Here is a 13,716-nt window from a genome sequence, read left to right on the forward strand (position 1 = left end):
ATCAACTCAGTTTCTTGATGCGCTCAGTGGGGCTGATCACATCCGTCAAACGGATGCCGAATTTTTCGTTCACCACCACCACCTCACCATGAGCAATCAGGGTCCCATTCACCAGTACATCCAATGGCTCACCGGCCAAACGATCCAGCTCTATCACCGAACCCTGGTTGAGCTGCAAGAGGTTGCGAATGCTGATGTTGGTGCTGCCCACCTCCATGGAAAGCGTCACCGGAATGTCCAGAATCACGTCCATGTTGGGGCTGTTTTCGGAGGAAAAAGGCGTGGAGCGGTCGCTCAACGACTCCAGGGGTGCGGCCTGCACTTCGTCTTCCTCCGGGGAATCCTGTTCTGCCAGGGCAGCGGCCCACTCGTCCGCCAGCGCATCATCATCCACCGGTTTATCTTCATCTGTCATTGTTCATACCCCATGCATCAGGCCTTCGCCTGTTCATCCTCATCCGATATTGCTTGTTCACGCATCCAGGTCAACCGGGATTCTTTGCCGCTGTCGGACTCCGGACGCTCTACCTTACTCATCACCTGTAACGCCAGGTTGCCGTTGGCCTCACCCAACTTGCCGCGAAACGCGGGAATGCCGTTGGCCAGCATCAACACACTGTCCGGCATTTCAATCGGGATGATGTCGCCTTTTTTCAGTTTGGCTAACTCTGTGAGCCGCATTTTCTTTTGGCACAGCTTGCCCTTCAGCTCCACTTTGGCGCCCATGATTTCTTCCCGCAGCGACTTCATCCAACGCTCATCCTGGTCACCGATATCACTCTGCACACCGGCATCCAACACTTCCCGCAGGGGTTCGATCATGGAATACGGCAGCGTCAGGTGCATCTCGCCACCGCCGCCGTCCAACTCCACATGGAAGGAATTCACCACCACCACTTCACTGGGGCTGACGATGTTGGCCAAGGAAGGGTTCACTTCCGCACTGAGGAATTCGAACTTCACCGGCAGCACGGCTTTCCAGGCTTCCTGCATATCCACGAAGGCCTGCTCCAGCACCATTTGCACCACCCGGTTTTCCGTAGGCGTGAATTCGCGGCCTTCAATCTTGACGTGACGGCCGTCGCCGCCAAAAAAATTATCCACCAGTTTGAATACCAGCTTGGCATCCAGAATAAACAGCGCCGTGCCTTTCAGGGGCTTGATGCGGATCATATTCAAAGAGGTGGGAACATACAGACTGTGGACATACTCGCCGAACTTGATCACCTGCACCCCGCCCACCGACACATCGGCGGTGCGTCGCAGCAGGTTGAACATGCTGATGCGGGTATAACGGGCAAACCGCTCATTGATCATTTCCAGCGTGGGCATACGCCCACGCACGATCCGGTCCTGGGTACTCAGGTCGTAGGACTGTATCCCGTCTTCCGGTTCATCCGTACCGGTCTCAATGTCGCCATCGTCTACGCCGTGTAAGAGCGCATCGATTTCGTCCTGTGATAATAGATCCTGTACGGCCATAACTATTGCATCACAAAGTTGGTAAACAACACCTGCTCGATCACAGGACCACCACCTGCTGACAGGCCACCTTCTCCACCCGCCCCGCCGGCCGCTGCGGCTCCGCCACTTTCTTCCATCAGAATCTTCTGGATCTCTTCCAGCATGGTCTGGCGCAAAACCTCTTTGCCTTCTGTGGTACGCAGGGTTTCAAAGTCCTGGGCCCCCAGAATCATCACCAGGTTGTTGCGCACCAGCGGCATATGGGTATTGATCACATCAATGGCACTGGCATCGCGAGTCATCACCGTCAAACTGATCTGCACATAACGCTGCCGCCCCTTCCATTGATAATTCACCACAAAGGGTGGTTTGAAATCGAAATAAATTGCGGGCTTCTGGGTCGGCTCCGCCGCTTCTTCGGAAGCCGGCTCGTCCCCACCGGAGAGCATCAGGAATGCAGCCACCCCACCGCCAATCAATAGCACCACCAGCACCGCGATGATGATCAGCAGCATTTTTGATTTCGGCTTTTCCTGCTCTTCACCGTTTTTGTTGTCGTCGTCCGCCATAAAAACACCCTTCGGATTTCCATTGCCATGAACAAAAGCAAGGCCTATACCAAAACCATTTCTTCAAGGTTTTCATGAGGTTAGCCAGCAGAAACAGAACCCGGCGCCAGCAACGTCAAAAAATCGGCCTACTCAGGCAAGTTTAGACAAGATTCCCGGAACTGCCCGTCAAAATACTGCCAAGTGCTGGAATTAGTTGAAAAAAACGAGGAAGGTCTGTGGGGCCGGGCGGCCCCACTGGCTAGAAGTCAGAGGATCGTATCTCGGCCTCAGGCGTAGTAATCCACCAGGCCAAGGGCCACTGCACTGTTGGTCGCGGGGGAATCTGCACCCTCGTCAGAGGCGGCCGCCAATTCCGCCGCCCGCTCGCCACGGCGTTGCTGTCCACCCGCCTGTTCATGGGATTCCCGGGCACCCTGGTCCCGCACATCCACGTCACCCAGCGCCACCCCGTTCTGTTCCATCATCTCACGCAGCCGGGGGATGGCTTGCTCCAGTGCATCCCGCGTGGGTGCGACCTGGCTGGTGAACACCACATGGGCCTGATCATGCTTGACCGCGACCTTCACATCGATGGTGCCCATCTCCTGGGGGTTCAGTTGAATCCTGGCGCTGCTCAGCTTGCTACTGACCATCATCACCAGGCGTTGCGTCATCTCACCAGCCCATTCCCGACTCTGCAGCGGTGACTGCATCGCCGTCGGCATATTGGCCGTCGCGGGTCTGCCGGCCGCTCGCCCCATCTGTTCCAGGCTGCGCTGGAAAGGGTTCAGCTTACTGCCATCCGCCGGTTCAGAGGTCTTGCTCGCCGCGGAAGTCTCCTTCGGTCCCAGGGACTTGTCCGCCGTACCGTTCATGGCCTTGTCCAGCGCTTTAGCCAGGGCGGCCAAACGCTCCTGCACCGGAGTGGGGGCCACCCCTTCCCCTTGCGCCGGTTTTAACGCCAGCTTGTCCGCCAACAGACCGAGATCGGATTTCTTGTCTGTTTTTGGCTCGAATACCGCCAACTCATCTGCCTCGGCACCTGTTTGCGCTACACCGGCTTTCGAGTCTGCGGCTTGACCACCGCCCTGAAAGTCCTGACCGGCTGCCGCAGTATGCGCTGCAGCGGAGCCTGAACGGGGGAACTTAGCGTCATCCGCGGTCTTGGCGCCTGCATCCATCGTTGGCTCCATCACCTGCGCGACGCCCGGGCGCGCGCCTTGAGCGGCCTTCCCATCCTTCACCTGTGCAGAAGCCAGGGTGTGCTCCGCAGAGCCGGATTCTTCAGTCATTTTGCTGGTGACGCCCGCCTCCATTTCGCCGAGCCACTCCGGATCGCCCCCCTCAGAATCCGCATTCGACTCGTCGCCGTCCGTGCCCGCTTCTCCAGTTACCGTCTGCCCGGATGCCGCGGCTTGCTCCGACGACGCCACCAGGTCGGTGTCGGACTCACTCTCTGCCGATTCTGCCGACACATCAGCCACCAGTGAGCCCTCCGCCGACGCCGCATCCTCATCCGCCGAATTCAACGCCTGCTCCAGCGAATCCTGCCCAGACTGCGCGGACTCTCCCATCAGCGCCGGATTCTCAGCAGACTCTGGCGAGCCGCCCTCTGCCTCACCCGGAAGCCCATTGACCGGGCTCGAGGAAGTTTCAGCCTCTGACGACGCCACCTCCTCTGCACGGACCGCGGCATCTTGACGCGCCTGGTCCTCAGAGGCGGCACGATAGTGCTCACAGCGGGCTTTTTCCTCCGCTGCCCGATTTTGCAAAGCTCTATTCTGGTCAGCCTGCCCCTGCGCCGCCCGCTGCCGGTTCTCTTTGGCATCCCGATGGGCCTCGGCCCGGCTGTCACGCTCACTGCGGACCCGGTCATCCCGTTCGGTGCGTCGTTGATTTTCTACACGTCGCTCATCCGGCAAGCCATTGCCGCCCGCCGACCGCTGCTTTGCCCCCTGCGCATCAGATCTGGCGGCTGTATCCGCCCGGGCGGACTCCTGCGCCCGCGCCGTCTGCACCTGGGACATCAAAATCCGATCAAAGGACTGCCCCGACTCGCCCGCGCTAAACAACTGATTTGCAAGGCTCATCCCCTGCTGTTTGCCGGACAGATTAACCGAAGGGGAACTGTTACTGGGGTTGTTGTCGGTGCGCATGGACGCCCTCCTCCTTTTACTATGACAAAGAGAAGAGCAAGGCCTGTGCCAGAGAAGAGTGGACGGGGCCTAGAGCCCCATGCCGTTTAAGGTGGTAATGATCTGAGAAATGACGCGGGCAATCAGCGGGTGGGCTTCTTCGTATTGAATCAACTGCTTTTCGAACTCCTCCACCAGCCCTTCTTCCCAGTGCTCAGCTGAGCCACTCAGCATCACCTCCAGCCGGGCCGCCAGATCCGTGAGCGCCTCTTTGTCATCGGTGGACACCTCACCGGCCTGGTCCAGATGGTCTTTCAGTTCCGACACAGAATTCTGCAATGTTTCTTTTGGCATAAAGCACCTCAATAGCTGTTCAACCATTATACGGCATCGACCAGAGGAAAAAAGATGATGGGAATCAGGAAAAATCAGCGGAAATTTTGCCCCAACCCCGTCTTATATAAAGACTGCTTCAAAAAGGACAGCTTATGCCCCCTTCAGCGAGAATCGGTGACTTCCACGTATGCCCCAAGGTCAACCCCGGCCCAGTCCCCCACGTAGGCGGCCCCATTGCCATCGGGCAACCCAATGTCCTGATCGTCGGCATGCCCGCCGCCCGCCAGGGTGATATGGCCATCTGCGTTGGCCCACCAGACTCCATCGCCAAAGGCAGCGCCTCCGTCCTGATAGGAAATAAACCTGCGGCAAGAATGGGTGACAGTACGTCACATGGCGGGGTGGTGGTGATGGGGGCACCGACTGTGTTGATTGGGGGGTAGTTGGGGGGCAGTAACTGGATGACTAATTGGAGGAAGGAGGCCCAATCGCCTCCTTCCTCCAAATTTGATCAAGCTAAAACGACATTAACCACTAACGAATCACCGAACTAACCAATCCAATACCGCGAATATCCAAGGTTACACCCGAGGCGCTTGGGCTTCTATATTTCAGGCTAACCCCCAAGCTAGCCATACCTAAACTTAACTTGCTATCTGTCACTTGAACAAGAGTACCTAATGGTGTGGGAGAGTAATAACCAAACAAGTTTTCGATTACGCCATGTGCGTAAAAGTCCTCACCTTCAACATCAACCGAATAAGAATCAAACCAGTTCAACGCAGAAAAATCTGGAATGCTTTCCCGTGCGTTCAGCCTATCTGTATCAACATACGAGGGCATACCGTCAAGAAGGCCAAAATAGCTTAGCCTCTGACCAATCCCATACTTCACATATCTATTCGCAATTCGATATGCCAGTTCCCTCTTTTCGTTAAAGTCTTGCCAGTCTGAAAAATCAACAATATCATTGCAGTATTCAGTGGTGACCTGATACGGTGGAGGAGTGCATTCAAACTCAGGATACATTGCTGAAAAAACATCAGATGAAGACAATGGATAGCATGCTCCGTTCTTACTCTCGATGTAGAAATTATCATCTGAAAACGAATACAGCTCCAAACCACCAACACAAACAAACCGGTGGTTCACACCTACGTTACCAATCCAATCATGCATTGCAACCTCGTAGAGGAATGAGAGTTCTGTCTCCGGTTCAACCTTACCTGCGCCAGAGTAAGAACCAGATTGCTGCGCCATCACCACATTAAACTGCTCAAGATTCGGAGCAAAACTGCACTGCTCTTCACCCGGCATCCCGGGAATGGCCACGGTCAGGCACAACCGCGGTGAGAGTTCCGTTGCTTCCCAGCCAAGAACGCGATTGGCATAGTCGTCATCCACTTCTGCCAGCAGAAGAGCGTCCTGCAGGTAGGTGTTGCAGTGCTCCGACTCGTTTGCACAGGCCACACCGCGCACGTAACTCGACGCATGACTGGCGACCCTGAGCATATCCTCACGGTTGAAGGTGGCATTTGATAAGTTCCCAACTGCCGCCACCAGTTCTTCGGCCTGCTGGTCCTGGATGTACGCTGTTTCCAAACTATCCGACAAACCGCCATTCCCAACCAAGGTGCCTGAACGCTTGGGCTGGTAGGATGAGGTGGCAATGATGCTCTCCAAGGTGGTGTCGAGTATGTTGATATAGGCGTAGTTGCGCCCATTTTTGCTGACTTTGAAGGGGTAACCGGATTCGTTCAGTGTCAGGTAGGTGTAGTGGCCCTGGGTATCCACATGGGTAATACGGGAGAGGTATAGGCCCCCATCGCCATTACTGACTTCCAGGTAAAGATGCTCTGATGATGGACTGGAACCGGGTGCGCTGGCCTCCACATGGGCTAACACCCCAGGCCCCGCCAAGGTGGAGTCCCATTGGATGTTCAGGTTGGATATCTGTGCATCGAGCGTGGCGTACAGATGATTGATGGCTTGTTGGACATCAGCATTATCCGCCATGTGTTCGTTGGCCTGTTGACGGGACGCCAACGTGCCGGAGGGTGCATAACGCTCCACCAGATCCGTCACCACGATGTCGGTGGCAAACGCTCCGTCGGATAGCGCAAAGTTGATGCTGCCCTTGATGTTGTGATTCTGAAACGGCAGGTCGATCCCGGGGGCGGTGCTCTGATCCAGACTGATCAACAGGCGGGAGATGTTGTAGCCGGATTGCAGTCCGGCAGGCTGACCTGGTGCGGTCAGATGATAGGGTGTGACGACCTCACCGCCGGGAGCGCAGCCCAACAGTAATTCGTCGATGTAGAAGCAGACGGGCTTGGAGCTGTTGACGTTATAGGTGAAATGTCCCGCTTCGGTATAGCCTTGACGATCACCCTGTACATAACGCAACCCGGTGACGGGTGCATCGGTAAACAGGCCGGTCTGCAGGTCTTCCGGCACGGTGGGGCCGTTGTTGTTGACGCGATCGGGGGTGGAGTCTGAACCTCTGCCTCCACCACCGCCACCGCCACCGCAGGAAGCCAAAATCAAAGAAAACAATAAAACCGCGAAAGCTAAAACCAACTCTCTATTCATTACCATCACTCACACCAAGCCATATATACCACGTCGATAACGAAATCAGGGTTCCCTGTGTTTTTGGGACACCGCCAGTCAGCGTACTCAAGCCCATCGCCATTCAAGTCAAGAGGATTTCCCTCCCAATTGGGATAATAATCAGACGCGTTCTCTACTATCCCTCGATACTGGGCAGCTTGCTTGCCAAGAAAAACATTGCGCCTATACGAAATAAAGCCCCGCACGGTGGGATCTGGCGGCTCATTCCATGGCTCACGGATGTTGAAGTTTTTTCGCGCTGATATACACATCCCATCAAAACCGTAAACGTAATTCTCAACTTGCACACCAGTGCATAATGGGGAGGTAAATTCAAGAGGATTGTATTCATTATCGTTCGACAACTCCCCAAACTCCACCAGGGCTCCACCGTTCATATCCTGCCGATTCACCCGCACAAACATACGTGAATACCCCGCAGGCACACCCGAATGACTTCTGGAGATATCCTCATCCATCATTGACCTGAAGCGCGCATAATACTTGTCCGGAATGATCTGAGATAGGGTGTAAGTCGCATTGTTGCCACCGCAATCACCGCTACCGACGATGTCATAACCCCAGCCATTGGTCATGCCCCCCATGCCGCTAATCACTCTATCGGGGGCCAGGCAGTCGTTCGCATTATTCCTCGGCCAGCGATTATGCTCCAATCGGTAGGCATTAGCCAGATTGAGTGCATTCTGCAATTGCGCCAAGGTAAACTCGAACGCCCTACGCTCTTCCTTCACGCTGTTCATATAGCCACGATGAATCAGCACTGCGGAAAACACACTGATGCTGATCAGCACATAGATCAAAGACAGTCCGGATTGGGTGCGGTAGTCTATTTTAATCACAGAAAGTCACGGCCCCTACCATAATGGGTTGTCCACCACATGTGGGACCGTCACCCAGACTGGCAAAGTTGTTCGGCAGTCCGTTGTTAGTGCCGTTGGCGACTCGAAGCTGAAGGCGCCATTGATTACCAGCTCCGCCACTGATTTCAGCAAAGTAATAGCCACCCAACCCGTTGCTGCCACCGGAAATACACACCGCTTGCGGGATCACAATATAAGCGGGATTGGAACCACCACCGGGGCAATCCGGCTTGGTCAAGAAAAATGCAGAGTCGGCTTCCAAAGTTGCTTTATGAAAGGTGTAACGCCCAGACGCCCTGCGGGGTGTCGCCACGTAGTGAGTGACGCGGGGCTCGCCACTGCCGGAGGTGGAGCGCGCTGCGGTCGGCAACAGGCTCATCAGCATGTCCGCATCTTCGCCGCTTCCGGCAGGAAACTCTACCGTGATCCGCAAGGTGCTCCCCACACTCCCCAGATTTGAGCAGTCGGCATCCAAGGTTACATCGTTCGGGCCAGTATAACCGCCAGCCCCCGCCGGGAACGCATCTGCGGCCGCCAGCACCGCAACCAGATTGCCACAGTTGCCCGCCTGATCGGGCCACTCATCCGTTTGAATAAAGTACGCCATGGAAGAATTGGCAAGGCTGAGCACATCCTGGGCGATAGACTCCACCATCCTCTCACGAACCTGATTAATCTGAGCCGTAATGAAATAAGCTGCTACTAATGACAGCAAGGCCACTGACACCAGCACTTCCACCAGCGTAAAACCAAACTGTTGTTGTGTGCGTCGGAAATAAAACTCAGTCTTCATAATTCATGTAGTGATTTGTCAAATGTGCGGCACTGATGCCATCCGTGAGTGCGGGGCCGGTGGTCCAGGTCACCACTTCCTGCTGGACACCCGCCACATCCTGTAATACGACGGTTCTTTGGCTAGAGGGAAATTGAAACGTGGAATATTCGCTGCCCGTCTGGCTGAATGACACCTGCACCGAATAAGGGCCGACTTTTACCCGGTATAGGTCACGCTGATTCACGCCCAAGACTTCGATATTGGAATTAAGAGACGACATATAGTCGTTTACATTCCAAGCCTGAGCCGTGATGAAATTACGCAGGCTTCCGTCATAATTCCCTACCACCCCCATAGCCCGGGCGCTGTCAATGGCAGCGGCTATGGTTCCTGCCCGCTTAACGGCGCTGCCCACTTCCTGATAGTGCTGCTCATGAATGAAGGAAGGAACGGCAATCACCGCCATAAGGGCAAGGAGTGCAACTACGGTGAGAAGCTCCACCAAAGTAAATGCCTGTTGATGCCGGGTCATCAGTGATTCACATTCGACGCTGCGCCGGCCAACGGCAGATAGAAGCCAAGCACCGAGACCACAGCGGCCAACACCATCATCAGAAAGCCAATTCTGGATAGAAACTTGGAAATCTGGCGGCTGGTATTAACGTTCTTCAGATGCAAGGTTTCTTTCACGGAGTCGAGAATAAAGCCCTGCTGCTCTTCATCGACTTCATTAAACACCTGCATGGCCTCGATCAGGGCATCATCCCACTCATCGTCCGTGAGGGCATCCCCCAGCTCTTCGGATTTTGCAAGATGGGCGTAGACCCTCTGGTAACTGGCTCGCAACTGACCTCGGGTGGAGCGCATCAACTCCGCCACAATCTCGGAGTCCACATACCCGGCTTTCTGCAGCATTTCATACACCGAAACAAACTCAATGGAGCGTTCCTGAATACGCTTGGTTTCGATCAAGTTGAAGAGCGGCAGGCGTTTCAGGATGGACCACACCACATTGCGGTAGAAAAAACCGACACCGGCCACTGGCAGCACAACCCAAGCGTATGACTTGGTTGCCTGCCCCAACCCCATGAGCACGTGGGTAAAATTATTGGGCTTTACAAACCCATTGCTACCCACGCCCATCAACGACTGCAAGGAATTATCCAGGAACGCCGGTACCACAAAGAAGAAGGCGGAGCCCACGAATATATAAATCAGGCCGGTCTTCAGCTCAGAGCTGACTTCTGACTTGATCTTTTCCCGGGTCAACAGGAATTGAGCGGATTGGCGTAACGCACCGGAATATTCTCCTGCTTTTTCCGCCGCCCGTGCCATCAACACCGCAAAATGGTCAAACCGGAACAACTCCAGATAGTCTGCCAGGTTTTCGCAGTTATCCAGCTCGTCCGGTTTGACCTTAAGCCAACGGTTTTTCTTGACCAGTTGTTCAACACTCTGCTTGACGGTTTTACCGCTGGACAGGGAGCTGCTCAGGGATTGCATGAACAGGGCCTGGTTTTTGCGATCCGGCCCTGGCGGCTCCAGCACAAAGCTCAGCTGGCCCAGCATGTCCTCCCGCACGGAAATGATCCGGCGCTCAGGAATGCGGGACAGCCAGCGGGCTTCTTCCCGGGTGGGGGCCTCTACTTTCAGAGAGGCCTGCTCACCTTTGGCATCTAGATATTGAACAACGTAGTACATGGATCAGGAGCAGCTGTAAACTACGGTTGCCGTATTATTCGAAGCAGTAGCTCGCACCACCTGAGGGACCTCTGCATCATTCAGATTTGTTGCTATGGTCGATGCACTATCGTTCGCCTGCTGGCCGGTGGTTGTGATAGTGACAGAGATCTCACGAGTACTATCATTGTATACAGCTGACCATGGCTCATCCCAGGGTGAGTTTGGTGCCAAACCTCTGGATACCAATGTGGACGTGATATCAACCCCGGTGCCCGAGCCAAGATCTCTACAACTGGATCGGTTACGTGCTCGATAAGAGGAAATCGCTGCTGGCACATTCGAAGCCAGAAACGCCGTGGCAATACCCACCTTGGCGTCATCGCTGGACTGGTTGATCTCGATAGTAATATACACTGCGATCATGGAGATAATGGCCACCACTGCGATCAACTCAACCAGCGTAAAGCCTCGTGTCTTTGCTGGACGCGCGCCCAAGCGCATTTTCATAAACTGCTTGTTACCCATAACGTTTCCTCTTTCCTTCTTGGTCAGAAATGTTGTTAAGCCTGCTCAACTTCGAGCAAAGGTGTTTCCATATTTTGCAGGTGGCGGGCACCCCCTTTGACGTATTCCGCCTTACGGTAGGCCCGCGCCACCCGGATCGGGTTGATCTTGGTTTCCAGTGCTTCCAAGGTGGTCACCCCCTCTTTCACCAGCCGTATACCGTCGTCCCACAGGTCCTGGAACACACCCCGCTGGGACTGGTGACGCCGGATCTCATTCGAGGGCACCCCATCAATGATCTGCGCTTCGGAAATCGGATCATTCATAAACAATTCACACACCAGATGCCTACCGGTATACCCGAAATTACAGTATTGGCATCCTTCCCTATTAGACACCACGGGCACTAATATTTCGGGACTTTTCAGCTCGGGAACGTGTTGATATTTCGCCCATAATTCTTTCGATTGGGTAATGGGCAAGTGCTCGGAGCAATGGGGGCAGACCTTGTTCACCAGCCGCTGGGCCGTGACCGCCATCAGGTTCTCGGCCATCAGGGCGTTGTCCAGGCCCAGGTTGCGCAGGCGGTTGATGGCACCATGGGAATCATTGGTGTGCAATGTCGTCAGGACCAAGTGACCGGTCATACTGGCCCGTAAGGCCAGTTCCGCGGTTTCTCCGTCACGAATTTCCCCCACCATGATCACATCCGGGTCATGCCGTAACAGTGACCGTAAGGCTTTGGCAAACCCCATGTGCTTGGTCACCTCCAATGAGGTGATACCGTCCAACTGGTCCTCCACCGGGTCTTCAATGCTGTAGATGGCCTTTTCGGGAAAGCTGTCCCGAATGTCTTTCAAAATTGCTTTCAGGGTGGTGGATTTCCCGCTCCCGGTCGGCCCAGTCACCACCAGCATGCCATTGGCACGATGGCCCAGACCGCGCAATTGCGCCACATGGGATGGACTCAAACCCAGGCTTTCCAGCTTGTTGACGCCGCGCTGGTTGTTCAGCAAGCGAATGGTGATCTTAGGCTGGATCTCGGAATAAATTTTGACCGGCGCCATCTCCAGCCGCATGCTTACCTGCTTGTGGGCTGATTGAAATACCAGGTAGCCACTGGAAGGCTCAAGGTAATTGTTCTGTTTACCAACCCGTTCCATAAGGTTGTTGGACACTAAACGGAACCGCTCCCGCTCGATGGTTTGCAACCCCGGTACGCGGCACACCTGACAGCGACCATCCACCCGAAATTTGATGACGCCACCATGGGATTCTGGATTGATGTGGATATCACTGGCTCTGAGGGAAATGGCCTCATTGAGCAGATCATCCACGAAGCCTTTTGCCCAGGCCCCGGACACTTCCGCTACCGAAACACCCTGGTCGTAGTTCGCCTGAACAATCAGATCCGATTCGAAATCGGACATCGCCAGGATGCCCAGTTTCTCGAACTTCAGCTTATCCTTGAGGTCATTCTTGCGCCGCATCAACGGCTCGATCTGGGCCCGATCATAGGGGTTGGACACGTAGAGCACCCGGTCGACGATCAGCCAGGGGCAGCGATCATTACTGCTCCTAATCAACCCGTCACGATCCTTGATGACTCCGTTGAACAAATCACGCTTGAACAACAACGACAGGGCTTTCGCCAATTTCACATCATCGATCCCCACCTCCCAAAGACGGGGTACGATCTCCCCCGCCTCGGACGGCAAGGGTAAGTTGCGCGATGAGGCCTCGGTGATGGCGCCCAATTTAATCAACTCACCCAACAACTGATCAAATTGTTGATGCAACCTGGATTGTTGCTTTTCGCTCATTGCGTTACCAGCTTATATCGATGTCATAGCGCATGCCGTCTTTCTGCAGGCGCACACCATCCCGCATACTGATGGCCACCACCCGGTAACCACCGGGCAGGGTTTGGCCCACTTTGCCGAACACCTTGCCTTCATTGGTCTGAAAGGCCGCTCGATTATTCTCGATATTCAATACCGTCGGCAGTTCATCCACCTTAGGTATGGCCGGCGCCGACACAGACACTGGCGCATTGCTGGTGCCAGTGGATCGGGTGGATACGGTGCCGAAGTCGGTAACATCACCACCGTGCTTCTGGATCTCGTCCATGTATTTGGCGATCTCCGCCCGCTGTTTCAGCAGCTCCGCCTGATACTGCAGACGCTGCACTTCTTTTGCCCGTTCGGCTTCTTCCATCAGAATCTTGGATCCGTCCATTTCTGCGTAAGCCAAGCCCGATGTGCACATCATGCTCAATATCATCAATCGTTTCATAGCATCACCTATTCACTTCCCAGTACGGAAAAGCCCAGCGTGGCCTTTCCATTTTTGATGTTAAGCTTGTAAAGGTACGTCGGTACCGTTTGCTGGATTTCCAATGCAGCCACCAGCACTGAACCGACCTTGCCTTCCAATTGGCCATTCCAGGCACGCAAGGGGCCGTCGTACATGTTCGCAGGGTTGCTCAGCACATTCAGATCCACGCCATAGCGACCGGCGATGGCCGGGACATACTTCCATTGCTCCTTCACCGGAGGCAACACTTCCAGTTGCGCCAGGCGCTCCGCCATGGTGTTGTATTCCTGAATGTTCTGTTCAATCACTTCCACCTGGTTCTGGTCCAGCACCTGAAGCCGTTTCACCTGGTTCTCGTAGACTTCCTTTACGGAGATTACGAGAACCGCCGCCAGGGCAACCCAATGCACCCAAGTCCAGTTCTTCACAAACCCAAAGTTTAATCTCGCAGCAGCCAT

The 13,716-nt window shown here is 54.8% G+C and carries 14 protein-coding genes and 1 pseudogene; 1 reads left to right on the forward strand and 14 read right to left on the reverse strand.

Annotation, left to right across the window (positions count from 1 at the left end):
* Window position 1 precedes the first annotated feature (1 nt).
* The 5 genes and pseudogenes from fliN to D9N14_RS06315 all read right to left on the reverse strand — a co-directional run bounded on the left by fliN (window position 2) and on the right by D9N14_RS06315 (window position 4,504).
* On the reverse strand, window positions 2–415 hold the full coding sequence (gene fliN, locus D9N14_RS06295; protein ID WP_290578121.1) for a flagellar motor switch protein FliN: 414 nt from the start codon (window positions 413–415) through the stop codon (window positions 2–4).
* Window positions 416–519: 104 nt separating this feature from the next.
* A pseudogene (fliM, locus tag D9N14_RS06300) lies at window positions 520–1,482 on the reverse strand (flagellar motor switch protein FliM); the annotation flags it as partial.
* Between the two features lie 2 nt (window positions 1,483–1,484).
* The gene (locus tag D9N14_RS06305; protein WP_290578127.1) at window positions 1,485–2,033 is read right to left on the reverse strand and encodes a flagellar basal body-associated FliL family protein; all 549 of its coding nucleotides are present in this window, start codon (window positions 2,031–2,033) and stop codon (window positions 1,485–1,487) included.
* A 269-nt stretch (window positions 2,034–2,302) separates the two neighbouring features.
* Window positions 2,303–4,171: a flagellar hook-length control protein FliK gene (locus D9N14_RS06310; protein WP_290578129.1), complete on the reverse strand. Its 1,869-nt coding sequence runs from the start codon at window positions 4,169–4,171 to the stop codon at window positions 2,303–2,305.
* Between the two features lie 69 nt (window positions 4,172–4,240).
* Entirely contained in the window at window positions 4,241–4,504 is a 264-nt protein-coding gene (locus D9N14_RS06315; RefSeq protein WP_290578131.1) for a DUF4404 family protein, read from the reverse strand.
* 134 nt (window positions 4,505–4,638) lie between these two features.
* Between D9N14_RS06315 and D9N14_RS06320 the strand changes: the two genes are divergently transcribed.
* Complete coding sequence (locus tag D9N14_RS06320) at window positions 4,639–4,929, forward strand: PAAR domain-containing protein (RefSeq protein WP_290578133.1); 291 nt, start codon at window positions 4,639–4,641, stop codon at window positions 4,927–4,929.
* A gap of 91 nt (window positions 4,930–5,020) precedes the next feature.
* Here the strand turns inward: D9N14_RS06320 and D9N14_RS06325 are convergent, their stop codons facing one another.
* The 9 genes from D9N14_RS06325 to D9N14_RS06365 are packed head-to-tail and all read right to left on the reverse strand — an operon-like array spanning window position 5,021 to window position 13,716.
* On the reverse strand, window positions 5,021–7,078 hold the full coding sequence (locus D9N14_RS06325; RefSeq protein WP_290578135.1) for a hypothetical protein: 2,058 nt from the start codon (window positions 7,076–7,078) through the stop codon (window positions 5,021–5,023).
* 5 nt (window positions 7,079–7,083) lie between these two features.
* Window positions 7,084–7,959, reverse strand: a complete 876-nt coding sequence (locus D9N14_RS06330) for a type II secretion system protein (RefSeq protein WP_290578137.1) — start codon at window positions 7,957–7,959, stop codon at window positions 7,084–7,086.
* The gene (locus D9N14_RS06335; RefSeq protein WP_290578139.1) at window positions 7,952–8,773 is read right to left on the reverse strand and encodes a type II secretion system protein; all 822 of its coding nucleotides are present in this window, start codon (window positions 8,771–8,773) and stop codon (window positions 7,952–7,954) included. Before D9N14_RS06335 ends, D9N14_RS06330 begins: the two co-directional genes overlap by 8 nt.
* Window positions 8,763–9,287: a prepilin-type N-terminal cleavage/methylation domain-containing protein gene (locus D9N14_RS06340; RefSeq protein ID WP_290578141.1), complete on the reverse strand. Its 525-nt coding sequence runs from the start codon at window positions 9,285–9,287 to the stop codon at window positions 8,763–8,765. Before D9N14_RS06340 ends, D9N14_RS06335 begins: the two co-directional genes overlap by 11 nt.
* A complete protein-coding gene (locus D9N14_RS06345; protein WP_290578143.1) occupies window positions 9,287–10,456 on the reverse strand; it encodes a type II secretion system F family protein in 1,170 nt (389 codons plus the stop codon). Before D9N14_RS06345 ends, D9N14_RS06340 begins: the two co-directional genes overlap by 1 nt.
* Before the next feature lie 3 nt (window positions 10,457–10,459).
* Entirely contained in the window at window positions 10,460–10,963 is a 504-nt protein-coding gene (locus D9N14_RS06350) for a type II secretion system protein (RefSeq protein WP_290578145.1), read from the reverse strand.
* Between the two features lie 35 nt (window positions 10,964–10,998).
* Window positions 10,999–12,765: a GspE/PulE family protein gene (locus D9N14_RS06355; RefSeq protein WP_290578147.1), complete on the reverse strand. Its 1,767-nt coding sequence runs from the start codon at window positions 12,763–12,765 to the stop codon at window positions 10,999–11,001.
* 4 nt (window positions 12,766–12,769) lie between these two features.
* Window positions 12,770–13,237, reverse strand: a complete 468-nt coding sequence (pilP, locus tag D9N14_RS06360; RefSeq protein WP_290578149.1) for a type IV pilus biogenesis protein PilP — start codon at window positions 13,235–13,237, stop codon at window positions 12,770–12,772.
* 8 nt (window positions 13,238–13,245) lie between these two features.
* Window positions 13,246–13,716 (reverse strand): hypothetical protein, encoded by a 471-nt coding sequence (locus D9N14_RS06365; protein WP_290578151.1) that lies wholly within the window; start codon window positions 13,714–13,716, stop codon window positions 13,246–13,248.

It is taken from the genome of Ketobacter sp., from assembly GCF_003671495.1.
In the GTDB taxonomy this organism is placed as follows: domain Bacteria; phylum Pseudomonadota; class Gammaproteobacteria; order Pseudomonadales; family Ketobacteraceae; genus Ketobacter.

Bases quoted from the DNA above. Each gene is read 5' to 3' on its own strand.
- fliN (WP_290578121.1), bottom strand. From the start codon at position 415: ATGACAGATGAAGATAAACCGGTGGATGATGATGCGCTGGCGGACGAG.
- D9N14_RS06305 (WP_290578127.1), bottom strand. From the start codon at position 2,033: ATGGCGGACGACGACAACAAAAACGGTGAAGAGCAGGAAAAGCCGAAA.
- D9N14_RS06310 (WP_290578129.1), bottom strand. From the start codon at position 4,171: ATGCGCACCGACAACAACCCCAGTAACAGTTCCCCTTCGGTTAATCTG.
- D9N14_RS06315 (WP_290578131.1), bottom strand. From the start codon at position 4,504: ATGCCAAAAGAAACATTGCAGAATTCTGTGTCGGAACTGAAAGACCAT.
- D9N14_RS06320 (WP_290578133.1), top strand. From the start codon at position 4,639: ATGCCCCCTTCAGCGAGAATCGGTGACTTCCACGTATGCCCCAAGGTC.
- D9N14_RS06325 (WP_290578135.1), bottom strand. From the start codon at position 7,078: ATGAATAGAGAGTTGGTTTTAGCTTTCGCGGTTTTATTGTTTTCTTTG.
- D9N14_RS06335 (WP_290578139.1), bottom strand. From the start codon at position 8,773: ATGAAGACTGAGTTTTATTTCCGACGCACACAACAACAGTTTGGTTTT.
- D9N14_RS06340 (WP_290578141.1), bottom strand. From the start codon at position 9,287: ATGACCCGGCATCAACAGGCATTTACTTTGGTGGAGCTTCTCACCGTA.
- D9N14_RS06345 (WP_290578143.1), bottom strand. From the start codon at position 10,456: ATGTACTACGTTGTTCAATATCTAGATGCCAAAGGTGAGCAGGCCTCT.
- D9N14_RS06350 (WP_290578145.1), bottom strand. From the start codon at position 10,963: ATGGGTAACAAGCAGTTTATGAAAATGCGCTTGGGCGCGCGTCCAGCA.
- D9N14_RS06355 (WP_290578147.1), bottom strand. From the start codon at position 12,765: ATGAGCGAAAAGCAACAATCCAGGTTGCATCAACAATTTGATCAGTTG.
- pilP (WP_290578149.1), bottom strand. From the start codon at position 13,237: ATGAAACGATTGATGATATTGAGCATGATGTGCACATCGGGCTTGGCT.
- D9N14_RS06365 (WP_290578151.1), bottom strand. From the start codon at position 13,716: ATGGCTGCTGCGAGATTAAACTTTGGGTTTGTGAAGAACTGGACTTGG.